General features: G+C 61.3%; 22 protein-coding genes and 2 pseudogenes. 6 read left to right on the forward strand and 18 right to left on the reverse strand.

Annotated elements, in window-relative coordinates:
- From O7A61_RS13970 to O7A61_RS13980, 3 genes are all read right to left on the reverse strand, one after another.
- On the reverse strand, positions 1–880 hold an 880-nt coding region (locus O7A61_RS13970), incomplete at its 3' end, for an aminotransferase class I/II-fold pyridoxal phosphate-dependent enzyme (protein ID WP_337130302.1).
- Between the two features lie 44 nt (positions 881–924).
- The gene (locus O7A61_RS13975; RefSeq protein WP_337130303.1) at positions 925–2,052 is read right to left on the reverse strand and encodes a 2Fe-2S iron-sulfur cluster-binding protein; all 1,128 of its coding nucleotides are present in this window, start codon (positions 2,050–2,052) and stop codon (positions 925–927) included.
- Positions 2,049–3,089 carry an aromatic ring-hydroxylating dioxygenase subunit alpha gene (locus O7A61_RS13980; protein WP_337130304.1) on the reverse strand — a complete coding sequence of 347 codons (1,041 nt, stop codon included), beginning with the start codon at positions 3,087–3,089 and terminating at the stop codon, positions 2,049–2,051. The genes O7A61_RS13975 and O7A61_RS13980 overlap by 4 nt, the downstream gene beginning before the upstream one ends.
- Before the next feature lie 123 nt (positions 3,090–3,212).
- Between O7A61_RS13980 and O7A61_RS13985 the strand changes: the two genes are divergently transcribed.
- The 3 genes and pseudogenes from O7A61_RS13985 to O7A61_RS13995 all read left to right on the forward strand — a co-directional run bounded on the left by O7A61_RS13985 (position 3,213) and on the right by O7A61_RS13995 (position 5,868).
- Positions 3,213–4,133, forward strand: a complete 921-nt coding sequence (locus tag O7A61_RS13985; protein ID WP_337130338.1) for a LysR substrate-binding domain-containing protein — start codon at positions 3,213–3,215, stop codon at positions 4,131–4,133.
- A gap of 330 nt (positions 4,134–4,463) precedes the next feature.
- Positions 4,464–4,701, forward strand: a pseudogene (locus O7A61_RS13990) (hypothetical protein).
- Between the two features lie 673 nt (positions 4,702–5,374).
- Positions 5,375–5,868: pseudogene (locus tag O7A61_RS13995) on the forward strand (tyrosine-type recombinase/integrase).
- A gap of 207 nt (positions 5,869–6,075) precedes the next feature.
- On the opposite strand, the gene O7A61_RS14000 reads toward O7A61_RS13995, so the two are convergent.
- The 11 genes from O7A61_RS14000 to O7A61_RS14050 form a co-directional block, all read right to left on the reverse strand.
- A complete protein-coding gene (locus tag O7A61_RS14000) occupies positions 6,076–6,261 on the reverse strand; it encodes a hypothetical protein (RefSeq protein WP_337130305.1) in 186 nt (61 codons plus the stop codon).
- A 537-nt stretch (positions 6,262–6,798) separates the two neighbouring features.
- Positions 6,799–8,058 (reverse strand): Zn-dependent hydrolase, encoded by a 1,260-nt coding sequence (locus tag O7A61_RS14005; RefSeq protein WP_337130306.1) that lies wholly within the window; start codon positions 8,056–8,058, stop codon positions 6,799–6,801.
- The gene (locus O7A61_RS14010) at positions 8,055–8,903 is read right to left on the reverse strand and encodes a BtpA/SgcQ family protein (protein ID WP_337130307.1); all 849 of its coding nucleotides are present in this window, start codon (positions 8,901–8,903) and stop codon (positions 8,055–8,057) included. Before O7A61_RS14010 ends, O7A61_RS14005 begins: the two co-directional genes overlap by 4 nt.
- The gene (locus O7A61_RS14015) at positions 8,900–9,811 is read right to left on the reverse strand and encodes a ribokinase (protein WP_337130308.1); all 912 of its coding nucleotides are present in this window, start codon (positions 9,809–9,811) and stop codon (positions 8,900–8,902) included. Before O7A61_RS14015 ends, O7A61_RS14010 begins: the two co-directional genes overlap by 4 nt.
- A 2-nt stretch (positions 9,812–9,813) precedes the next feature.
- On the reverse strand, positions 9,814–10,584 hold the full coding sequence (locus O7A61_RS14020) for a glutamine amidotransferase (RefSeq protein ID WP_337130309.1): 771 nt from the start codon (positions 10,582–10,584) through the stop codon (positions 9,814–9,816).
- 31 nt (positions 10,585–10,615) lie between these two features.
- Entirely contained in the window at positions 10,616–11,704 is a 1,089-nt protein-coding gene (locus O7A61_RS14025) for a phosphotriesterase family protein (protein ID WP_337130310.1), read from the reverse strand.
- 1 nt (position 11,705) lies between these two features.
- Positions 11,706–12,725 carry an ABC transporter permease gene (locus O7A61_RS14030; RefSeq protein WP_337130311.1) on the reverse strand — a complete coding sequence of 340 codons (1,020 nt, stop codon included), beginning with the start codon at positions 12,723–12,725 and terminating at the stop codon, positions 11,706–11,708.
- Positions 12,722–13,519, reverse strand: a complete 798-nt coding sequence (locus O7A61_RS14035) for an ATP-binding cassette domain-containing protein (protein ID WP_337130312.1) — start codon at positions 13,517–13,519, stop codon at positions 12,722–12,724. Before O7A61_RS14035 ends, O7A61_RS14030 begins: the two co-directional genes overlap by 4 nt.
- 89 nt (positions 13,520–13,608) lie before the next feature.
- Complete coding sequence (locus O7A61_RS14040; RefSeq protein WP_337130313.1) at positions 13,609–14,550, reverse strand: ABC transporter substrate-binding protein; 942 nt, start codon at positions 14,548–14,550, stop codon at positions 13,609–13,611.
- 141 nt (positions 14,551–14,691) lie between these two features.
- Positions 14,692–15,309: a cupin domain-containing protein gene (locus O7A61_RS14045; RefSeq protein WP_337130314.1), complete on the reverse strand. Its 618-nt coding sequence runs from the start codon at positions 15,307–15,309 to the stop codon at positions 14,692–14,694.
- Positions 15,310–15,723: 414 nt separating this feature from the next.
- Complete coding sequence (locus O7A61_RS14050) at positions 15,724–16,095, reverse strand: hypothetical protein (RefSeq protein ID WP_337130315.1); 372 nt, start codon at positions 16,093–16,095, stop codon at positions 15,724–15,726.
- Positions 16,096–16,208: 113 nt separating this feature from the next.
- Between O7A61_RS14050 and O7A61_RS14055 the strand changes: the two genes are divergently transcribed.
- Positions 16,209–16,454, forward strand: a complete 246-nt coding sequence (locus O7A61_RS14055) for a helix-turn-helix domain-containing protein (protein ID WP_337130339.1) — start codon at positions 16,209–16,211, stop codon at positions 16,452–16,454.
- Here the strand turns inward: O7A61_RS14055 and O7A61_RS14060 are convergent.
- Genes O7A61_RS14060 through O7A61_RS14075 form a run of 4 tightly spaced genes read right to left on the reverse strand, consistent with a single transcriptional unit; the run spans position 16,424 to position 19,511 of the window.
- On the reverse strand, positions 16,424–16,729 hold the full coding sequence (locus O7A61_RS14060; RefSeq protein ID WP_337130316.1) for a MurR/RpiR family transcriptional regulator: 306 nt from the start codon (positions 16,727–16,729) through the stop codon (positions 16,424–16,426). The genes O7A61_RS14055 and O7A61_RS14060 overlap by 31 nt on opposite strands.
- Positions 16,730–16,740: 11 nt before the next feature.
- Positions 16,741–17,433: a creatininase family protein gene (locus O7A61_RS14065; RefSeq protein WP_337130317.1), complete on the reverse strand. Its 693-nt coding sequence runs from the start codon at positions 17,431–17,433 to the stop codon at positions 16,741–16,743.
- Positions 17,430–18,479 carry an aldo/keto reductase gene (locus tag O7A61_RS14070; RefSeq protein ID WP_337130318.1) on the reverse strand — a complete coding sequence of 350 codons (1,050 nt, stop codon included), beginning with the start codon at positions 18,477–18,479 and terminating at the stop codon, positions 17,430–17,432. Before O7A61_RS14070 ends, O7A61_RS14065 begins: the two co-directional genes overlap by 4 nt.
- Positions 18,480–19,511, reverse strand: a complete 1,032-nt coding sequence (locus O7A61_RS14075) for a LacI family DNA-binding transcriptional regulator (protein WP_337130319.1) — start codon at positions 19,509–19,511, stop codon at positions 18,480–18,482.
- Positions 19,512–19,812: 301 nt separating this feature from the next.
- Here O7A61_RS14075 and O7A61_RS14080 point away from each other — a divergent pair, with 301 nt between their 5' ends.
- Together O7A61_RS14080 and O7A61_RS14085 are read left to right on the forward strand one after the other, a co-directional pair.
- Complete coding sequence (locus O7A61_RS14080; RefSeq protein ID WP_337130320.1) at positions 19,813–20,838, forward strand: sterol desaturase family protein; 1,026 nt, start codon at positions 19,813–19,815, stop codon at positions 20,836–20,838.
- 35 nt (positions 20,839–20,873) lie between these two features.
- The gene (locus O7A61_RS14085) at positions 20,874–21,917 is read left to right on the forward strand and encodes a substrate-binding domain-containing protein (RefSeq protein ID WP_337130321.1); all 1,044 of its coding nucleotides are present in this window, start codon (positions 20,874–20,876) and stop codon (positions 21,915–21,917) included.
- Positions 21,918–21,958: the final 41 nt, after the last annotated feature.

Raw genomic sequence — 21,958 nt, forward strand, 5'->3', positions numbered from 1 at the left:
GCTCGGCCCTGACGCGGCCCGCCGACGCCTTCATCCAGCCTTCGTCGGCGAGTGCGGCGATGGCCGCGATCTGCGCCGCCGCATTGACGTTGAACGGTGTCTTGGCAGCGGAGATCACCCTTGCCAATTCGAGATCCGAACAGACGGCATAGCCCACGCGCAATCCCGCCAGGCCATAGGCCTTCGAAAATGTCCGCAGCACCACATGATCGATGCCGCTGTCGCGCAGGACCTCGATGCCGTCGGGCGCGCCGGGATCGGCAAACTCGAAATAGGCTTCGTCGAGGACAAGAAGCGTGCCTGGCTGCACGGCGCCGATCAGCCGTTGCAGGCTGGAATGGTCGAGGCCCGGCCCGACCGGGTTCCATGGCGAGGATATGAAAACGATCCGCGGCTCGGCGGCGATTGCCGTTTCGAGCGCGGCAAGATCGAACCCCATGTCCGGCGTCATCGCAATCTTGACGACATCAGCCCCCATCGCCAGCGGCTCTATCTCATGCAGGCCGAAGCTCGGCACTGTGGTAACGACAGAGGCGCCTGGTACCAGAACGGCGCGCGAGATGGCGGCGATCATCTCCTCGGAGCCGTTGCCGGCAACGATCAGGCCGGGATCGATCGCCAGCCTCTCGCCAAGCGCTGCGCGCAGCGCCGTGCAGGCCGGATCGGCATAGCGCCAAGGTTCGAACGATGAGGAGGCCAATGCGGCCATGACGGCGGGGGAGCAGCCATCCGGGTTCTCGTTGCTAGCCAGCCGGGCGATGTCTTGGCGGCCACTCAGCGCCCGCGCCATCGCGATGTTCATGCCGGCATTGTAGGGCGGCAAGGCAGCGATATGCGGATTGAGCGGCAGGCTCGACGCTGGTTTGACCGATTGTTCCAAATCCCGACTTCCGTTCTCCGCCCACACGCGGCACCACGATCTTCTCAAATATCCAGGACGACTGATCCGCAGGGCCTAGAGCAGCACAGCAGCACCTCGCCTGCCCCAAGCTCGTCCAGCGGTTCTTCGAAATAGGCCACGTCGCCCGAGACCAGCCGCGACTTGCATGTGCCGCAGATGCCGGACCGGCAGCTGAATTCCGGTTCCAGACCCTGATCCTCGGCAAAGTCGAGCAGCGATGCGGCGGAGCCATTCCAGATGGCCTTGAGTCCCGATTTTCGAAACTCCACGGTTGTTGCCTCGCCTGCCGGCGCGATCCCCGCCGTCTGCGCGACAACCGCAGGGATCGGTACGGCATCAGGCTCAAGCACCGTCGCCGGGCCGAAAAATTCGTAGGCGATGCGGTGCTTCGGCACGCCAAGCTCGCGCAACATGGCGTAGATCGCCTGCATGAACGGCGGCGGACCACAGAGGTAGAAATCGTAATCGTCTATCGGCAACAGGCGCTGTAGCACGGCCCGCGAAATCATGCCTTCGCTGTGGAAGTGTTGCTCGGCCTTGTCGCGTTCGGACGGGGATCGGTAGCAGTAGTGCGCGGTCAAGCCTGGCCGTGTCGCCACAAGGCCGGTCACCTCGTCGCGCAAGGCATGCACGTCGCCGTTTTCGCAGGCGTGAATGAACACGGCACAGCGGCACGGCATCGAAGCCAGCCTATGCAGCATCGAGACCATCGGCGTCAGCCCGACGCCGCCGCTGAGCAGCACGACTGGACGGCTGCTCGCCTTGTCGAGCACGAAATCGCCGCGCGGCCCTTCGGCCTGAAGTATGTCGCCGACTTGGATCCGGTCATGCAAGAAGCATGAGCTTATCCCGTCAGGCAGGCCAGGCGCTGCTGCTGCTTCCCGTTTCACGCTGATCCGGTAGCGGCCCTTGCTGGCCGGAGAACAGGAAACGCTGTAGTTGCGTAGCACATATCCCTTTTCGCCGGCCGCCTGCGGCACGGGTATCTTGAACACCAGGAACTGGCCCGGCTCGAAATCGCGCCAGTCCCGTGGATCGACCGGCTCCATATGGAACGAGGTGATGATGGCGCTTTCTCGCACCTTCGCAACCACCCTCAGGTCGCGAAATCCGCTTCTTGCGATGGTGTCGCGAGCGGTGAATGCGTTCATTCGGCGGCCGCCAATTGCTGGCTTTCACTGGCGATCAGCTTGGCCAGGTTGCGGCGAAAACGCAGCGGCCCGACATCAATCTTGAGATCGAGATTGGGTGTGCGCTTGTTGGCCATGCCTTTGTGCACGGCATTGAGCACGGTGCGGTCCTCGTCGAAAGCTCCGCGCACGGATGTGGCGAACTGGCGCGACACCTCCAGATCGTCGGGAGCGAAATTGCGCATCTGGAACCAGTAATATTTCGTCTGGTTCTCATCGACAGGCGTCATGAAGTTATAGCTGTCCATGAGGAACACGTCCTCGTGCAGCGGCTTGCCCTCGCCCCCGGTGCGGGCCGGCACGAAAATCGCCTTGATGATCGCGTTGGAGGGGTAGCGCACTTCGTAGTGCTGCTTGCGGTCGCAATTGCCGGAGAATTTGAGGAAGGGCGCATAGAACGGCGCCGGCGCGGCATCGATCACCCAGCGCCATACGGTCACGCCGTCCTCGCCGACAGTGGTTTCGAGCGGAGCGTCCTCCATGGCCTGGACACCGCCGAAGGAAGATTGATGGACCCACGACACATGTGATGGATCGAGCAGGTTGTCGGTCATGTAGAGATAGTTGCAATCCAGCGCCATCGACTCGCCGCGGTTGACGCCCCATGCCCGATCGCCCCAATGGTCGACCGCGAAAATCAGCGCGGGATCGGCCTTTGCCGCCTCACCCATCCATATCCAGAGAAGCCCGTAGCGCTCGGCAATCGGATAGGACCGGACGCACGCGACATGCGGTATCTTTTCCGCGCCCGGCACTCGCGTACAGGTTCCCGTGCTGTCAAAGGTCAGGCCGTGATAGCCGCATTCAACCGTGTCGCCCTTGATCCGGCCCATGGACAGCGGCAGCTTGCGATGCGGACAGGCGTCTTCGAGCGCCGCCACCACGCCGTCGGTACGGCGGTAGAGGACAATGTCCTCGCCAAGGATCCGGGTCGGAACCAGCTGGTCGGCGATCTCATGATCCCATGCGGCAACGTACCAGCAGTTTCGAAGAAACATGGCGTCCTCCCGAGCTTGTGAACGCCAAAACGAATATCTTGCGGGCCGGGGACGACATAGGGCTTGCATCTGCGTTCTATTTTAGAAAAGCTAAATCAAGCTGACCCCAGGATCGTTGCCCAAGTGAAGAAACCGCCCCCGCTGCGTGCGATACAGGCCTTCGAGGCCTTCGGCAGGCGCGGCAGCGTGACAGCCGCGGCAAATGAGCTCGGCGTCTCTGTCGGCGCGGTCAGCCAGCAGATCCGCAAGGCGGAAGATGCCCTGGAGGCCAGGCTGTTGGAACGGCGCGGCAGGAGTGTCGCCCTTACAGCGCTGGGGCGTGTCTATCACGCGGCGGTTTCCCTCGGATTCGATCAAATTCGCCAAGCCCAAGACGTCATCGAACGGGCGCGATCCGCAGACACGCTGACTATTTCCTGCCTGCCATCGCTGGCCAGCAAATGGATCGGCCCGCAATTGCTGGATTGGCAACTGGCGCACCCGGGCGCGACCGTACGCCTTGTCGGTGCGGAGACGGAACCCCGACTGGACACTGAAGGGGTCGACTTCCGCATTTCGTACGGCGACAAGTATCGCGATTTCAACCACTATGTTGAGCTGTTCACCGATTGGGTGGTGCCGGCCTGCTCGCCCTCGTTGCTGGCGAAACATCCGGTCCGCAAGCCCGCCGACATTCTCGATCTGCCGCTTCTCAGCATCGAATGGGCTCGCGACCACCGTTCGCCGCCAAGCTGGGCGGAATGGGCCGCAAGCATCGGAGCGTTGTACCGAAAGGCTTCAGGCGAAGTCGCCTTTTCCTTGTCGAGCGCCGCGATCGACGCAGCAACGAACGGAAGGGGCATTGTGCTGGCGCAGCTTTCGATGGCCGCCGAGGATATCGCGTCCGGCAGGCTCATCATACCTTTCAATCAACGGCTCAGATTATCCCAAGCCTATTTCCTCGCTTGGGACCGTGCGGCCCTGCAAAAGCCCTTCGGCCCGGAACTGCGTATATGGATTGTGTCGATTTCTAAGCGGATTGGCGCGGCTTTAGTGGCTAGCTGATGTCCTCAGTTGTTCATAGGATGCTCACTTCCCTTAGCTGGAACAGCGAATTCTGAATTGGCAGCTCTGTGAGCACGGGGAAAGGCGGTAGCGCTCTGGCGCTACCACCATAAACCACACCAACTTCGTCACCGATGACTACCTGCGCGCTTGCGTCTCGGTACGCCCGACTGTCCTATTCGCACGTCGGGACAGCCCCACTACAATCCAAGCCAACGACGGGCTTTCCCCATATCACCGCGTCCCTTTATTCGGGTTGAGATGCCTGTGGTTGGCGTTTCGCTTTGACTAACGCTGGCATGCCGCCAGTCCTGATCGAGGATCAACGCAATGAAGAGCGATGCTCTCTCCTACCCCCCGCGTGGCCTGTCGCGCGAAGAAGCGGCACGCTACGTTGGCGTTGGAATAACAAAATTCGACCAAATGGTCGCCGACAGACGTATGCTGAAGCCAAAGAAAATAGATAGTCGTGTAATCTGGGATCGCCTGAAACTGGGCGGCATTCGCCGATCTTCCTGATGACGAAAATATTGTCGATTTTCTCTTGCAAGGGAATCATCGTGGATAATGGTCTGGGTCCTCGATGGAACAGCGTCTGAAAGACAAATGTCCGGGCATATCATGCTATAAGGATCGGCATGGAACGACACGTTGGCGCTACCGCGCCAGCGGGCGCCTGGTGTCGCTGCCAGCCCCCAACGAGCAAGGCTTCAAGGAAGCCTATCAGGCTGCGGTCGAGGGCCGAAAAATTCGGCTCCAGTCGTGATGATGCCAGGGGACGCGTTGCCCGGAACCTTTGGATCGGCCGCACAGAGGCTGAAGGCTTCCGTGAAGTGGCTGGCCCATGATGAGAGCACGAAAAGCAAGAACGGCCGTCTGATCGAGGAGTTCTTGGAACTGCGGATCGTCCCCGACAACCCCTCACGTGGCGGGATGTTCCTGTAAAGAATCTTCGTCGAATCCATGTCGAAGAGCTTCTGGGACGCTTCATTGCAACGCCGCACAAAGCCAAGCATCTGCTGGTCGCGATACGCAAACTCGTGTATGTCGCGATGCGACAGGACTGGATCGAGATAGACCCTACCGCAGCCGTGGAATGGCGTCCCGCCTACTCCGGCTGGAAGGCTTGGCCGCACGAAGCCATGGAGAAGTTTGAGAAGAGGTGGCCGCTCGGGACTGCCGCGCGCACCTGCTATGGTCTCGCGCTTTGGCTCGGCAACCGCCGCGGCGATGTCGCTGGTTTGCGATGGGATCAGAGGGTCACCCGCAGGGTTATGTTCGACGGCGAAGAACGTCAGTTCGACGACTTTGACATCATTCAGGCAAAGAACAAGAAGAGGACCGGCGGCAAGCGGCTCTTCGTGCCGATTACACCCATGCTTGCCGAGATCCTCGATACCGCCGGTAAGCGCGGTGAAACCGTTTTGGTGACCGCTTATGGCGAGCCTTTCTCGGCCAATCCCTAACCGGGACAATGGCGCATTGGTGCAAGCTTGCCGGACTTCCGAAAGGCCTGACGCTGCACGGCTTGAGAAAGTCGCTTGGCGTTTATCTCGCCGAGGCAGAGGCCTCGACCAGGCAGCTTATGGATGTGCTGGGGCACGACGACATTGATCACGCGGAACTGTATTCGCGCGAGGCATCTCAGGTTCGCGTGGCGGTGCAGGGTATGGATCGGGTCGTACGGCTGGTGACGCGCAAGCCGCTACTTGGCGAACCTACCTATAAGCCATAAATAACGATAATGATGGGCCCGGGCACAGGATTTTCAAATAGAAAATCAAGGATTTAGCCGGCCGGTTCGCCACCCTTTGTCGGTCGAATGTTCTCGTATGGTCCGGCGAACCCAAGACCAACGGAAGGGATGAACTATCCTCTCGGAGGCAATACAGCTCGCGCGCGTTGAACGCCCCCCATTCTGAATGATTCCGGCAACGGCCCGTTAAGCTTGACGCGAGACTAAGCCACGCTCGGCGAGAAAATCCCGCCTCGCCGCGTCTCGCGCCAGCGCCTCAGCGATTCGCTTCACCAGCTCATCCTTGTGAGGGCCGGCCAAATCGAGGATGGTTTCCACCTCGACGCCATCGGCGAAGCATCGAACTTGGGGGGCTTTTTTCTTTCGGGCCATAGTGAGTCCACCGACTGCGTTTGGAATAAAAACGGCCTCGTACAAAGGCAATACGAAACCGAAAAAGGACGCCGCAGATACCTAAGGCATTCGCATACGCCTGTCACGAATCTCCGCTGCCCTGCCGCTGCTCATTCAGCCTTTCCGGCAATCGTCGGCACCCATCTAATCCCTGAGCAAACCCTCCTGTTGGCACGCCACTGCACGCCTTCGCCGCACGCGTTTGTCGCAGATATTCCGGCGTCGAGATGGATGGTAGATTCCTAATCTGTAGGTCACAGGTTCGATTCCTGTCGGGATCACCAACGTTTTCAGGAGCTTAGCAAATTGACGCCGTACTTTTTTGCGAATTAGTACGGCAATTAGTACGGTGTTTTTGAAGGCCAATCCGCAGGGCTGATATTCGAGCGATGTCGCACTGTGTGGTTGCGGGGAAAGGATTTTGCCTTTCTGTCCCCGCGGCGTCGGCTATGCCTCCTTGCAGGCCCCTCAGTTCAAATCAGCCTGCCACCATAGAAGCCACGCCCGATGTGAAGGTCAAAGATTTGTCTTCAATCGTGATCTGGCTAACATGACGGTCGCCTCAAGCAGAACCCGCGCGCCACAGATTGCATCGGCGGGCTCGACAAATTCCGATTCGTTGTGACTCAGCCCGTCGCGGCACGGCACGAAGATCATCGCGGCCGGAGCCACGCGGGCAAGAAACAGCGCGTCATGAAAGGCGCCCGAAATCATCTGCTTGTGCCGCAGATCGAGACGACGGGCGGCTTCCTCGATGGTCTCGATCATCTCAGGCGAAAAGGCTGCGCCGGGCATATCGAATGACAGGCTAATGGTTGCCATGCAATTCTGGGCCTTGGCCTCGGCCGCGCAGACCCGGCGCAGCTCGGCCTCCATGGCATCGAGCCGCTCGGGCCGCGGATGCCTGAGGTCGACGGTGAAGGTCACGGTCTGCGGGATGGCGTTGATCGATCCCGGTTTTGCAGCGATCCGCCCAACCGTCAGCCGCGCGCTGGTGTCGTGAGGCATGATCGTCGCCTGAAGGCTGTGCATGGCGGCAACGGCAGCGACCATCGGATCTCTGCGATAGGCAAGGCCGGTGGTGCCGGCGTGGCCCGCGGACCCTTGAATGGACACTTCCAGCCAGCGCGTGCCCTGGACCGCGGTGACGACGCCGATCGACGTCCGCTCCTTTTCCAGGGACGGCCCCTGTTCGATGTGAAGCTCGATATAGCCTGATATCGGCATGCCGATCGGACGAAGTTTTGCCTCGGGCAAGGCAGCAATCGTCGCTTCGATCTCCTCCGACAGCGGCGCGCCGTCGCTGCCGATGATGGAATTCCAGGCGGAGATATCCGCGCCGGTGAACGCCATAGAACCCATGACGCCCGGCGCGAAGCGGCTGCCTTCTTCATTGGACCAGGCGACGACCTCGATCGACATCAGTGTTTGCGCTCTCGCATCCTCCAGAGCCTCCAGAGCCTCGAAGGCTGAAAGTGTGCCGAGCGCACCATCGAAGCGACCGCCGGTCGGCTGGCTGTCCAGGTGGCTGCCGATCAGCAGCGGCGGCTGAGCGGCATCCAAGCCCCAGCGGCGGATGAAGAGGTTCGCCATGCCGTCCTGAAAGACCTGGAAGCCACGTCCCAGCGCCAGCTCCGCCAGCAGACGCCGCGCGGCACGATCCTCGACGCTGAAGGCCTGCCGGTTGACGCCCCCGGCGGGCGTCGAGCCGATCCGAGCGAACGCGTCGAGCCGTCCGAGCAGTCTTTCGCCATCGATCTTCGGCACCAAGGTCACCGCTTGATGCCGCCGATAAAGGCCTTCACACGCTGCGGATCGACATCGTTCCACCAGACGCCGTCGTGCTTCAGCGAGCTGGCGACGATAACGCCGTCGACGATATCGAGAATGTCGTTGGCGTTGTCTGGCGTCACGCCGCTGCCGACCAGCGTCGGCAGACCGGCCGCGTCCTTGATCATGCGGATATAGCCGAGGTCGGCGGCGTGGCCGGTACGCTGGCCGGTGGCGATCACCGCATCGGCGTCGAAGAAGACGAGGTCCTTAACCTGCTCCTCGACCGGCCGATCGCCGACGATGGCATGGGCGCCATGTTTGACATGGGCATCGGCAAAGATGCGGATGCCGTTGGCTCGCAGCCTGGCGCGGAAGCGCAGGGCGCGCGCCGCCTCGCCCTCGATGAAGCCTTCATTGGCGACATAGGCGTTGGCCCATTGGTTGACACGCACGAAGGAGGCGGCGGCGGCGCTGGCAACCGACAGGGCGGGAATCGAGGCATTGGCGAGCACATTGATGCCGATCGGCCGACCAAGCTCACGGCGAATGCGGTCGGAGACGACGGACATATAGGCGGAGGTTTCGGGCCCAATGTCGTCGGGTTTGGCGAATGGCACGTCGCCGTGGTTTTCGACGATGACCCCGTCGCAGCCGCCATGCAAGTAGGCCTTGGCGTCGTCGAGGCCGCGCTGATAGATCGTCTCGACCGCGTCGCCCTCGTAGCGGGGCGTGCCCGGCAGCGGAGCAAGATGGACGACGCCGATCACCACTTTGCTTCTTCCGAAGATCGAGCGCAGCGCATCGTTCGCGACCTGTTTGGAACCGATGGCCTTGGGTGTTTTTGTCATACGTTTTCCGCTTCCGTCGTTTCCATGAGAGCCTTCATCTCGCGCCTGTCAGGGCAGGATTCGAGCGTGCCGGCTCGTCCGACCGAGATGCCGGCGGCGCGCACGGCGATCCTCGCCGCCCCGGCGAGATCGATACCAACCGCGATGCAGCCTGCCAGGCAGCCGCAAAAAACGTCGCCCGCACCGCTGGTGTCCGACACAGCCACTATGGGAGCAGCGATCCTCTCGATCCGCCCTCTGCCGTCCGCCACCAGCCAGCCTTGCGCGCCAAGCGTGACGATCGCGGCGGCAGCGCCTTGACCAATCAATGCGCGGGCAGCGGCGGCAGGATCGTTGGCTCCGGTCAGTTGCGCGGCCTCGCCAGCATTGGCGACAACTAGGCCGACGGCGCTCAAATCTGGGAGATCGCCGATCGCCAGCGGGCTCGGATTGAGGATCGTCATGGCGCCTGCCCCGCGCGCGGCGTGCAGGCAGGCCGACGTCACCTCGGCGCGGAGATTGCCCTGCATCACAAGGAAGTCGCCGCGCTCGATTGAGGATGCGAAATCTCTGTCGGCCAGCGGATCGAAGGCGGCGGCGCAACTGGCGCCGGTGACGATGACGTTCTCGCCTTGCGTGTCGACCATGATGGTCGAACGGTCGCTGGGTAGCGGCAAGGTCGTCAGGTGGCTGACGTCGAGTTCGCGCCTCAGCCGCTCGCTTATCCATGCCGCTGCGGCATCGTTGCCGATCGCCGCATCGAAGCGCACATCGGCTCCGGTCCGCGCGGCAGCGACAGCCTGGTTCGCGCCCTTGCCACCAAGGCTGTCGGCATATTCGAATGCGTTCAGCGTCTCGCCCGGACGTGGAAACCGGTCCAGCCGAAACGTCGTATCGACGCAGACATTGCCGATGACGTGGACGCGCATCGCTAGTCCCTGGACGTCGCCCAGGCGAGCATCTGCTCGAACAGTGTCTTGTAGCCGCTCCACGCGATGAAGCCCGGCGGCAGCCAGTGCGGGCCGACGTCAGAGGTCCAGGCGACGGTGCGGCCCTTGCCATAGGAGCCGGTGACAAGCAGCGGCAACGAGCCGTAGTCGGAAGACACGGTGGCGAGCACCTCAGTGCCGTCCTTGACGGTAACCTCGTTAAAGCCGAGCAGGATCGGCCAGTCCTTGCCCAAGCCCCTGAGGATCGGATGGTTTTGCGGACCGACGACGACCGGCGCGTAGCCTTCAGGGACCTCGACGCGATCGTCGACCGGCAGGCAGGTGACCGGCAGCACCTCCTCGACCGGCGTCTTGTGATAGCGCGCGCCGCCATTGATGCCCTGGAAGCTGTAATAACCGCCGAACATCAGCAGGCCGCCGCCATTGCCGACATAATCGCGCAACAGGCGCAGCCGGTTCGGTGTCGGTTTGGAATGGACCCAGGTGTCGGGGTGAAGCAAGAGCGTGTTGGCGCCGATGTCGGAAAGCACGACCGCGTCATAGGCGCAAAGCGCTTCGATGGTCTGGGGGAAATTCCGCTGCGCTTCATGCGCCGGCATGAAGCTGACGTCGAAGACACTGTCCTTCAGCGCAGCCAGCAGCTCGTCTGCACCCGTATGGTAGGTCACGGTCGGAAATTGGTCGAAGCCTTTGATGTGGGTCGCGGTCGAGACCCAGGATTCGCCTGCGAGAAGAACCTTCTTCCTGGACATTTTGACTCCCTATGTCGAGTTGGTCCGCAGCCTAGAGGCCGGCGGCGAACACCGTCTTTGGATTGTCGACCAGCATCTTGTCGATCGCTGACTGCTCGACGCCGTAGCGCTTCAGCCGCGGCACAAAATGCTTGAGGATGAAGCCGTAACCGAAGCCGCCGAAACGCGTCAGCATGATCTTCAAAAAGACGTCCTGCGACAGCAGGATGCGATCGACCAGCCCCATGTCGATCAATGCGCGGATCGCCTGCGCGTTCTGCTCGTCGGAAGGCGATTGCGCGTCCTGGTCGGCATAGTAGAAATCCATGCCGATCATGTCGTATTCCAGGAAGGCACCGCGCTCGGCGAGGCTTTTCTGATAGGCAAGATCGTTGTGGCTCGGGTTCATGTGGCACAGCACCGTGTGCCTCAGATCGGCGCCTTCCGCCTCGACCACGTCGAGAACCTCATGCGCCAGCCGCTCCCAGCCGGGCAGATGGATGGTCAGCGGCACGCCAGTGATCTTCGCGGCGCGGGCCGATGCCCGCAGCGACTTTCGCTCTTCGTCGGTAAAATCTTTGCTGACGCCGACCTCGCCGATGATGCCGGCCATGATTTCGGGCTGCGTTGCTCCGCCGCCAACGTCATTGACCAGGAATTCGGTGACGTCGTCGACGTCCATCGCCTCCAGCCAGTCGGGATGGGTGTGCTGAAGATAGAAACCTGTCCCCATGACGATGCGCAGTTCTGAGGAGCGGGCAATGCGCGCCAGTTTCACTGGGTCGCGGCCGATGCCGATATTGGTTGCATCGACCACGGTGTGGCCGCCGAGCGCGCGGTATTTCGCCAGTTCCGAAAGCGCCAGATCGCTGTCGTCGAGCGAGACATTGTCGCGGTTCATGTACGGATTCATCCGTAGCTCGCCGATGATCTCGATGCTGACCGGCTGCTCGGCGATCTTCTTGTCGTCGGGATGGCAGGGGCATTTCCAGGACGTCGCGCCGTCGAGCAGGATATGCTCGTGCATAAGCGTCACGCCCATGTCGGCGATCGAGATCGGCCCGGTGACGGTCATGACCGTACCTGAGCGAACGCCAATCGGCGCCCGCTCCCTTGGCTTGTCGTCGAACAGATGATCCATGTCAGCGGCCCCGCGCCGCGCCCTTGAACAGGCGAAAGTTGATCCAGATTGCCACAAGGATGATCGAGCCGGTGACGATCGGCGTGAGGAAGGGCGACATATGCGCTAGGATCAGCCCATTGCCGATCACGGCGACGGTCAAGGCGCCGAGCACGGTGCCGATGATGGTGCCGCGCCCGCCGAACAGACTGGTGCCGCCAAGCACCACCGCGGCGATGACGTCGAGCTCGAAACCCTGGCCGGAATTCGACGAGCCGGAACCGAGCCGCGCCGCCAGGATGATCCCGGCCGACGCAGCCGCCATGCCCGACAGTATGTAGACAAAGAGCGTCACGAAGCGCGTGTCGACGCCGGCACGGCGCACCGCCTCGGCATTGGCGCCGATGCCGGTGACGTAGCGGCCGAACGGCGTCTGGTTGAAGGCAAGATAAGTGACGACCAGGACCACGAGGGCAAGCAGTGCCGGCACCGGAACGCCGAGGAACCAGGCCCTCCCGATGTTGACAAAAAAGCTGGTCGGCTCGACCGGGATCGAATAGCCGCCGGTGATTAAAAGTGCCACGCCGCGGATGACGGACAAGCCGGCCAGCGTAACAATGAAAGCGGGTATGCGCTCATAGGCGACGAAGAAGCCTTGCAAGGCTCCGAGCGCTGCGCCGAGCGCAAGCAAGGCGATGATGACGAGCGGCCATGGCAGTCCGGCCTGAAGCAGAGCCGCCGACAAGGTCGCCGTCAGCGCCAGCACCGAACCGACCGACAGATCGATGCCGCCCGTGGTGATGACAAAGGTCATCGTCGCCGCGACGATCAGCAGGGGCGCCGACTGGCGAACGATGTTGAGCAGGTTGGGCGCCGTCAAGAAGGAGCCGGTGACAAGCGAGAAGATGATGCAGACGACGAGGAAAAACAGCGCGATAGACACGACACTGCCATTGGCCATCGCCACGTCCTTCCACGTGCTGTTTCGAGCACGCTTGGGCGTTGTGGTGCCGACTTGTGCCGAGGATGAGGTGACGTTCATGGTTGCGCTGCCTCTTCGCGGCTGGCACGCGCCGAGCGCGCACTGAACTTGCGGCCGACGATCAGGTTGACGACCTCCTCGATGCTGGTCTCGCCGATGTTGCGTTCGGCGACATTGCGGCCCTCATACATGACCTGGATGCGGTCGCAGACCAGGAACAGGTCCTGCAGGCGGTGGGTGATCAGGATGACACTGACGCCGCGAGCGCTGACAGCGCGGATGAGTTCCAGCACCGCCTCGACTTCCGCCACCGCAAGTGCGGCCGTCGGCTCGTCCATGATCAGCACCGAAGGATCGAAGGAGGCGGCGCGGCCGATGGCGATCGACTGGCGCTGGCCGCCCGACAGGTTCTCGACCTTGAGCCTAGTGTCTGCAATGACGATGCCGAGCCGATCGAGCATGTCGCGCGTCTCGTCGTGCATGCGCTTGCTGTCGAGAAAGGGGACGCCGAGAACGTGGCGACGCGGCTCACGACCAAGGAACAGATTGCCCGCCACATCGACCGTGTCGCACAGCGAAAGGTCCTGATAGACCATCTCCACCCTTGCCGCGCGCGCATCGGCCGGCGAGGCAAAGGACACGGCCTTGCCATCGATCTCGACCGTGCCGGAATCCGGGATGACCGCGCCAGACAGCACCTTGCTCAAGGTGGATTTGCCAGCGCCATTGTCGCCGACCAGGCCGAGCACTTCTCCGCGTTTCAGCGACAGCGTGACATTGTCCAGCGTCTGGATGGGGCCGTATCGTTTGGAAATGCCGGTCATCCGGACGCGGTAGGTTTCGCCGTCGCTCATCGCGGTTCCAGTTCGTTCTTGGCCGACATGTTCAAAAGATCGGTCGCCGGGCCACGCAACATGGCGCAGCCCGACGGTCCTGGGAGATATTACTTGAACATACCCTTGAACTGACCAACATTGTCCTTGGTCACGATGGTGATCGGAACATTGATGATCGGGTCGATCTTCTCACCCTTCTTGAGTTTGACGAAGGCATCGATGGCAGCCTTGCCTTCGCCAGCCGGATCCTGCTGGACAACAGCTACCACCCAGCCCTCTTCGAGACCCTGCACCGCCGACTTGGTCAGGTCCCAGCCGAACACCTTGACGTCGCCGGTACGGCCCTGGCTGGTGACGGCCGAAACTGCGCCGAGCAGCGCCGGCTCGCCTGTGGCGTAGAGCGTCGTCATGTCGGCATTGGCGGTCATGAGATTTTCGGAAGCCGACAGCGCCACGTCCTGCACGTTCTGGCCGTCGACCGTGTCGAGGAAGGTGACCTTTTGACCGCTCTCCGTGACCGCTTTCTTGAAGCCGTCGAGTCGCTGGTTCTGGATGAACGAATTGAGCGCGCCGACCACGCCGATCTTGGCAGTGCCGTTGAGCTTGGTCTTGACGTAGTCGGCGTAGAACTTGCCAATGTCCTCGCCGGCCTTGGTGTTGTCGACGCCGACGAAGGCGACGTTGTCGCCATTGGGGATCTGAGCGTCGATGGCGATTACCGGAATGCCGGCTGCCTTTGCCGCGGTGATCGCGGGCTTCACGCCATTGACGTCGATGGCGACCAGAATGATGCCGTCGACCTTCTGGGTGATGTAGTTCTCGATCGCGTCGTTCTGCGCGGTCGGAACATTGTTGGCGTTGAAGATGACGAGATCGACGCCAGCGGCCTTGGCCGCGGCCGTGGCGCCCTCATTGATCTGATTGAAGAACAAAGCCTGCTGGTTGATGGTGACGAGCGCATAGGTCTCGGCCATGGCGGTGGCAGAGCCGAGGGCGAAGGTCATGGCAACGGCTGCCACGCAGCCTGAAAGGATCTTGGTAAGACGCATTCCGGTTCCCCTTGGTTTAGCGAAACGGCCCTTGATCGGGCTCACCTGGCGCCTGAGCGCTCAACCATAATTCAAGGTACTTGATTGCTTGTCAAGCGACTTGAATTAGCGTCATCGAAAGGAACTGGCTCACGCACCGCATCAGAATGTCGCCGGCGTGTTCACCCAGAAGATGCTGGCGCGTTCGTCGCCGACATTGCGATACCAGTGAGGCAGTTCGGAATTGAACACGTAGGAATCGCCGGCAGTTAGGCGAAACGTCTTCTCACCCACCATCAGTTCAATCGAGCCTTCGAGCACATAGCCGACTTCCTCGCCGGCGTGCTGGATCGGGCCGGCGCTTTCGCCGCCGGCCTCGATATGATGGATGTTGCACTGGAGTAAATGGCCCGGCGAATAGGGAATGACGCGCTCGAGCGAAATGCCCTCGCCGCGCCGCAGCGGATCGAGCGCGATCAACGGTCGCGTTCCGGCCCTGAAGACGATGCCCTCCTCGCCGTCGGACTCCTCGAACATCCAGCCGATGTTAGTGCCAAGCACCTCGACAAGGCGGTGGAGCATTGGGAGCGACGGCGAGACCTTGCCGTTCTCTACCTTCGAAAGCAGGCTTTCCGAGCAGTTTGCGGCGTCGGCAAGTGCCCTCAAGGTCAGACCGCGCGTCTGGCGGGCAAGCTTCAGCCGCGTGCCGAGGCGCAGATGGTTCGTGGCCGTCTGGCGTTCCTCACCACTCTTGTTTTTAGCGATATCAATCTTATTCATGGATGAGATGCACATATCTCTGCTGAATCCGTTCAAACGGTAGGACTGATCATAAGGCTTGTCCATCCTGGGTAAAATGGGCCCAGGATCTGCGGAAGACCGTGCCGCGCAAGCCGTATGGCCGCACTCAGCCTTCGTCGCGGGCAACGCTAACACACAATTCCGGCATCTCCAGGCCGGGATCGCTGTCCACAAGACCTACCAGCTTTGAGACGCCGCCGGACCAGCGTTCGACTCGCGAAGAGTTGAGCCCGGGATCAGTAGCATTTCACGCTGGTTTCACGGCACTTATGGAATAAGGTCAGGGATGGGGAGAACAGGCATGAACGTTCATCGCGGCTTGAACTGGCTGTTGAGGCCGGCTAATCACAACGACGGCGATTGCGCGCCCTTCCAACGCAAAAACCGCCCCGGTTAAACCGGGACGGTTATTGATTTATGATAAAATTCGTTGCGGGGACCCGCAACCCGTTTTGTCATAACATCGTCAGACTTTTTGGTCAGTTTTGGCGAGTTCGAGGATGCCGAACAACTCGCCGCGCAGCTCGGCATGCACCTCGCCGCGCTTGACGCCGGCGTAAGCACGATCTCTCCAATGAACAAGCGCAGCTCCTCGGCGGCCGGACGTGCGTCATCGTGATCGGCGAGCGCTTGCGTGAGTTGCACGACCCGCTTGCGGTAGAGAGTGGCGATGTTGGGATGCAGGTCGGGCACGTCACTGGGCGCCGCCGCTAGCCGCGCGGTGACTCCAGGTCTTCCATTCTCGATTTCATCGAAGGTTGCCACAGGCCATCCTCGATCGCGCCCTGATGCCGGCGATGGCGCGCTCGAATCTCGTCGAGGGCTTTGCGGTCCTGTTCGCCTGGAATGATCGTTCCATTCACGAGTTATCTCTCGGGATGGACCTCAGAGAGAATCTTGCTCTTAATTTGCGGCAAGCCAGAAACAGGCGGCACATGACTCAAGAGGAATTGGCAGGGCGCTCCGGTCTGAGCGCCCGCTACATCGCTGCCATTGAACGCGCTGATGTTTCGGCAAGTGTCACGGTTCTTGGGCGCATCGCCGACGCGCTAGGAATGGAGCCGGAAGCACTCATTCGCAAAGCGCGACAGACTCATACTTTCGATTTGCGATCGCGAAGATAGCTCCGGAAAATGCCTCGGAATTCGCCAAACTCTTCAAACCCTAGCGCACGCACAAAACGGGAGACGGTCGATTGGCTCGCGCCGACTGAGGCGGCGATTTGGCGAGAGGTTCCAAAGGCTATTTCCTCCGGATTCGCCAGAGCGTAGCGGCCAATTTTCTCGAATTGCCCAGGTAAGACGATCCGTCGCGCTGCGATGTCCTCCTTCAACGCCCACAGGTCGCTGGGCGGACCGTACCCTTGAGATGCGACGAATGTGGTTCCTACATGATGCATCGCGTTTCTCCTTAGCCAGCGCGCTGCGGCTTGGCGGCAGCAAGCCAGTTTGCAACCCCGTCTACGAGTTCATTGGGAGCCACCGGCGGAAGCCGTCGAGGATCCGCGCCGACTATCCCCCACAGAGGTGATTTCGGGTCGAACCGGTCCAGTCCGCCTTCGTCGCCGGATGACAGGCGCTCGCGGTCAACTGTCTCGGGCATTAGACCCGATAGCAGCGTGGTCTCAAACAGGCCGGCATGATCCGGTTCGAAGTTCTCAATACGAGCCCGATTGACCGCTAGCGGTATGACCTTCGGACCCTTGCCGATGGCATTCCAATCGGATGCTATTCCATCGATCATCGCTAGCTGCTCGTTCGCGAAGTGACCCGAGAACAAGACCACGGTGCCCACGCCCAATTGATTCAACCGGTGAAGTGTATGGAGCAACAATGGCCGGATCGCCGTTTCATCAGGCATCATGACAGTCCAGGGGAAACCCGCGTGGTCGCCGCCAGTGCCGTAATAGAGCGGGGGCCACACCAGCCCGCCGGTTTTGTCGGCGGCTCGAAGGCAGAGACCATGGGCCGTCAAGGCATCGAGACCAACGGGGAGATGATGGCAGTGCCACTCGATGGTGCCGAGCGGCAGATAGATCAGCGAACGCTCCGACAGCGCTTCAGCGATCTGGTGCGGCCTGAGCCGCTCGATCTGACGTGTCATCGGTAGAAATTCCTTACCCAGGCGTGTTTCGGCATCAATTCCATCAGTTCTGCCGGAAAGGCCGCCCCGTCGGAGTAGCGCACATTCATGTCGACCTCGGCCGGGCTCTTCATGCCGGGAATGAGCACGCCGATGGCATCGTGAGCCAGCACGTATCGCATCGCAGCTTCGGCGAGGTGCGCGTAGAACGGCGCCACATCGGCCTTCAGTGAAGCGACACGCCCGAGCGTTTCCGCAAATCGTTCGCCTCGGAACATCTGGTGCGGCTGTGAGTCCGGCTCGAATGTGGCGTAAGTGTTTTCCCGCCAGGTCCCGACGAGCGATCCGGAATCCAGTGGCACGCGCGCGATGATTGCGGTGCCGCTGGCTTTCGCAGCGGGCAGCAGCGCGTCACGCAGCGGTTGCTCGAACATATTGAAGATGACTTGCTCGGAGGAGACCAGCCCGAGCCTTGCCAGCGCAATGCCTTCCTCAGGATGGTTGTCGCGCAGCGATATGCCAATCTGGTCGATCTTGCCTTCGACGCGCAAATCGTTGAGCGTCTCGAGCCAATCCAGTTCGCGGTGGCCCATCGGCCCCCAGCTATGCAACTGGAACAGGTCCAGCCGTTCGACGCCCAGCCGGCGAATCGAGGCCTCGACATTGGCGCGCAAATGCCACTCCGGAAAGCGCCCTCTGACCTGCGGCGCGGGATCATCGGGATTTGGCCAGACGGTCGGCTGCGCCTTGGTGGCGACATAGATCTTGCCGCCCTTCCACTGACGCATCGCTTCGCCGATGACGGACTCGGAATGGCCCGCGCCGTAGAGTTCGGCCGTGTCGACGAAGTTGATGCCGCGCTCGAAGGCGTGAAGGAGCGTGCGGATCGAGGCAGCGTCGTCGACCTTGCCCCAGGTTCCGCCGATCTGCCAGGCGCCGAAACCTATTTCGGATACGCTCCAGCCGGTTCTGCCGAACTGACGATACCGCACGTCTTTCCTCCATTCCTCCAACCACGGATAGGGGCGTAGCGGCGGTTCCGACAGCTTCGAGCTGATCGGTTTCAATCACTCCGGCGGATGTTCCGGGAGATTTTGAGGCCCGTAGAGCACGATCGGCACAGTCGAAATATAGGGAGGCACTACACGGGTCGCCTCTTCGAAGCCGAAATGGTTCATCAGCACATCGAGCGCGAACTGGGCCTGCAATTCCGGGCTTTGATCGATCGCCAGCGTCATCAGCCCTGCCTTCAGATAAGCGTGGGTGTAGGATGTCAGCTCGTGCCCGATGAAGATTGGCCGGCGCGGCAACAGCTGCGCCCTCAATGCCGCCACGACGCCTCGATTTCCCGCGCCGACATTGTAGACGGCAACTGTTTCAGGGTGCTGACGAAACGCCTCCTTGAGGCGAATCTCCGATCGGACCGGGTCGTCGCTGCCTTCGACGACCTGCGCAAGGGAGAGATGCGGCGCGCCATCGGCCAATTGATCTTTCAGGCCGCGAACGCGTTCGAAATGGGACTGGAAGCCAAGGTGGTTGCAAAGCACGACGACCTTGCCTGGCGTAGACATGAGACCGAGAAAATACCCTGCCGACCGGCCGGCCTTGTAATGATCGGTGCCGGCGTAGGACAGTCGGTCCGATCCCGGCAAATCCGAGATCATCGTGACCACGGGCCTGTGTTCTTTCGCGAGGTCGGCGACCGCGGCTTGGATCAGCGGATGGTCCTGCGCGTAGACGATGACCGCGTCATAAGAGCCTCGCTTCAATGCGGCAGCGACCGTGGCCGGTTCCTCGTCTTTCAGGAATGTCCGGTGAATTGTGATGCGGTGCTGCATACGGGGCGCCAGGCGCCGAAACTCAAATCCCATGCGATGGATAAGCGGCAATTCTGGCCGGGCCAAAATGACGTTCAGCCGCACAATTGAACGATGGGGCGACGGCAGTATTCTCTTCAGTCCGAGTTCGCGCGCTGCTTTGAGGACCCGCCGGCTTACGTCCTCGCTCACATTGCCGCGTTCGTTGATGACGCGATCAACCGTGGCACTGCCCACGCCAGCGCGAGCTGCGACATCCGACAAGGTGATGCGGCTGGTCATTTCTCCACACTAATTCCGGTCGCGGCAGTCCGAGCAAAGCACCTGATTGAATCCCATCACAACAGTCCGGAACTTTCAAATCAGTTTCGCTATGATTCCTGAACCGGGCGAAGAGGAACGCCTTGAGGGAGGAAGCTGGTAGCGGGGAAGGACCCGCGAATTCCCGAAACAAAGAAGCGACGCGCACGACGCGTCCGACACTACGGATCAACGTCAGTCATCGTTTTTGCCAGTCACCGGATCGGAGGATCCGGCGAACGGTTCGGTGTTGCCTGACCGGCCGTTTCGGCGGAGGAAGAAAATGGACGACCTCAAATACGGCATGCGAAACAAGCGCGGCGACTTTATGCCCGGCGAGAAGCTTGAAGGCGCGCCCGTTTTCGTCTGGCCGCCGCGGCCTCTCAAATTCCTGCGCTGGCTTCCCGGATATTTCTTCCCCTGGAATGCGGTGTTCTTCGCGCTTGGCCTTGCCCTTTGGACCTGGGCGACGCCGGCGAAGGAGACGTTGGCGATACTCGACTGGCGGTGGATCGCTTATCTCTGGCTACGGAACTCGGCCATCGTCTTCGTGCTCTTCGGGGGCGTTGAATTGAGGCTCTACGTCCAGCGGTCTCAGGGCAATCGCTTCAAGTTCAATGGGCTTTTCCCGGCTGACAAGAAGTCCGACGTTTTCATGTTCGGCAGCCAGAACATCGACAACATGATACGCACCTTCGGAAGCGGTGTTCCGATCTGGACGGCCTACGAGGTGCTGATGCTGCATCTGTGGGCCATCGGCTGGGGCTGGGGTCCTTGGACGACGTTCGCAGAGCATCCCTGGGCGCTCGTCGCGCTCGGTCTCGCGATTCCGATGATCCATGAGGCTCATTTCTTCTGCATCCATTGGCTGATCCATCGGGCGCCGCTCTACAAATGGGTTCATTCGGTCCACCACAACTCGGTCAACCCTTCTCCGTGGTCGTCGCTGTCGATGCACCCGGTCGAGCATCTGCTCTATTGGTCGGACGTTCTTATTCACCTCGTCCTGCCCTCGCACCCTTTGTTGGTGCTTTATCACCTTCAGGTGACGGGGACGGGCGCGGTCGTCGGACACATAGGCTTTGACAGGATCGAGATTGGCAACGAGCGGGGAATGGGGACCCATGCCTATGCTCACTACCTGCACCACAAATATTTCGAGGTGAACTACTCGGACGGTGTCATGCCCTTCGACCGGTGGTTCGGCACTTGGCATGATGGTTCCAAGGAAGGCGACGCCCTCATGCAAGCCCGCTTCGAGCGCAAGCGAGCCAGGCTGAATGCATCTCCCCCCAAGAGCACCCAGTAACTCGAATACCGGACGCATCCCGCAAGGGGGCGGCCGTGACCGGCGCAATCCACGCCAGAACCACAGCAACCAGGAGACCCCGTCGAGGGACGGACAACAGGAGGAGAAGACCGATGAAACTGAAGACTCTTGCGAAGGTGATGGCCACCACCGCAACGCTCGCGCTCGCCACGAACGCCAACGCGGCGGACATCGCGGTGATCGCTGGTTCGGCTCAGGACGCTTTCTTCAACATCGTAAAGAAGGGCGTCGACGATGCAGCGCTTGTCGTGCAGGCCAATGGCGGAAAGGTCACCTACCTGACGGTGCCGAACTATGACAATTTCGGCCCCGATCTCGTTGGCTTGATCAACACAGCCATCAGCCAGAACGTGCAGGGCATCGCCATCCCGATCTGGGTGCCGGACGCGCAGGTTCCTGCGCTGCAGGAGGCGGCCAAGAAGGGCATCAAGATCATGATGTATAACTCTGGGGGCGAAAATCGGGAGAAGGTCAGCGGCATCAACTATTTCGGCTCGGAGGAGAAAACCGCTGGCGTCGCCGGCGGCGCATACATGGCCAAGCACGGCGCGAAGAAAATCATGTGTGTCATCCATGTGCCCGGCGCCGTAAACCTCGAAACACGGTGCAACGGCGTCGAAGAAGGCGCCAAGGCGAATGGAGCGACGGTCGTAAAGCTGCCGCTGCCGGCGAACCTCGACGCGAACGCCGCCGGCACCGCCGAGGCGATCAAGGCAGAGCTGCTGAAAGATCCGACCGTCGATGCGGTGATCACGCTTGGTTCACCGGTGGCCGACGCGGCTGCGCTGGCAATCCAGCAGGCCGGTGTAGGCGACAAGGTGAAGCTCGGCACCTTCGATATGAGTGCAGCGGTCCTTGGGCGTATCAAGGACGGCAGCCAGGCTATGGCAATCGATCAGCAGCCCTATGCACAGTCCTTCCTCGCGACGACCATGCTGGCGGCAAATATCGATTTCGGCATCGAGCTGCCGACTGTTCCGGTCCTGACCGGCCCTGCGATCGTCGATTCCTCGAACGTCGAGGCCGCCCTGGGAGGTGTCGGCAAGGGCGCTCGCTGATCCTTGATTGAATATTTGGCCAGCCCGCGAGGAGGGCTGGC

Origin of the sequence: Mesorhizobium sp. Cs1321R2N1 (assembly GCF_037179725.1) — a bacterium.
Lineage (GTDB): Bacteria > Pseudomonadota > Alphaproteobacteria > Rhizobiales > Rhizobiaceae > Mesorhizobium > Mesorhizobium salmacidum.

Bases quoted from the DNA above. Each gene is read 5' to 3' on its own strand.
- O7A61_RS13975 (WP_337130303.1), bottom strand. From the start codon at position 2,052: ATGAACGCATTCACCGCTCGCGACACCATCGCAAGAAGCGGATTTCGC.
- O7A61_RS13980 (WP_337130304.1), bottom strand. From the start codon at position 3,089: ATGTTTCTTCGAAACTGCTGGTACGTTGCCGCATGGGATCATGAGATC.
- O7A61_RS14000 (WP_337130305.1), bottom strand. From the start codon at position 6,261: ATGGCCCGAAAGAAAAAAGCCCCCCAAGTTCGATGCTTCGCCGATGGC.
- O7A61_RS14010 (WP_337130307.1), bottom strand. From the start codon at position 8,903: ATGACAAAAACACCCAAGGCCATCGGTTCCAAACAGGTCGCGAACGAT.
- O7A61_RS14015 (WP_337130308.1), bottom strand. From the start codon at position 9,811: ATGCGCGTCCACGTCATCGGCAATGTCTGCGTCGATACGACGTTTCGG.
- O7A61_RS14020 (WP_337130309.1), bottom strand. From the start codon at position 10,584: ATGTCCAGGAAGAAGGTTCTTCTCGCAGGCGAATCCTGGGTCTCGACC.
- O7A61_RS14025 (WP_337130310.1), bottom strand. From the start codon at position 11,704: ATGGATCATCTGTTCGACGACAAGCCAAGGGAGCGGGCGCCGATTGGC.
- O7A61_RS14030 (WP_337130311.1), bottom strand. From the start codon at position 12,725: ATGAACGTCACCTCATCCTCGGCACAAGTCGGCACCACAACGCCCAAG.
- O7A61_RS14035 (WP_337130312.1), bottom strand. From the start codon at position 13,519: ATGAGCGACGGCGAAACCTACCGCGTCCGGATGACCGGCATTTCCAAA.
- O7A61_RS14040 (WP_337130313.1), bottom strand. From the start codon at position 14,550: ATGCGTCTTACCAAGATCCTTTCAGGCTGCGTGGCAGCCGTTGCCATG.
- O7A61_RS14045 (WP_337130314.1), bottom strand. From the start codon at position 15,309: ATGAATAAGATTGATATCGCTAAAAACAAGAGTGGTGAGGAACGCCAG.
- O7A61_RS14055 (WP_337130339.1), top strand. From the start codon at position 16,209: ATGGACCTCAGAGAGAATCTTGCTCTTAATTTGCGGCAAGCCAGAAAC.
- O7A61_RS14060 (WP_337130316.1), bottom strand. From the start codon at position 16,729: ATGCATCATGTAGGAACCACATTCGTCGCATCTCAAGGGTACGGTCCG.
- O7A61_RS14065 (WP_337130317.1), bottom strand. From the start codon at position 17,433: ATGACACGTCAGATCGAGCGGCTCAGGCCGCACCAGATCGCTGAAGCG.
- O7A61_RS14075 (WP_337130319.1), bottom strand. From the start codon at position 19,511: ATGACCAGCCGCATCACCTTGTCGGATGTCGCAGCTCGCGCTGGCGTG.
- O7A61_RS14080 (WP_337130320.1), top strand. From the start codon at position 19,813: ATGGACGACCTCAAATACGGCATGCGAAACAAGCGCGGCGACTTTATG.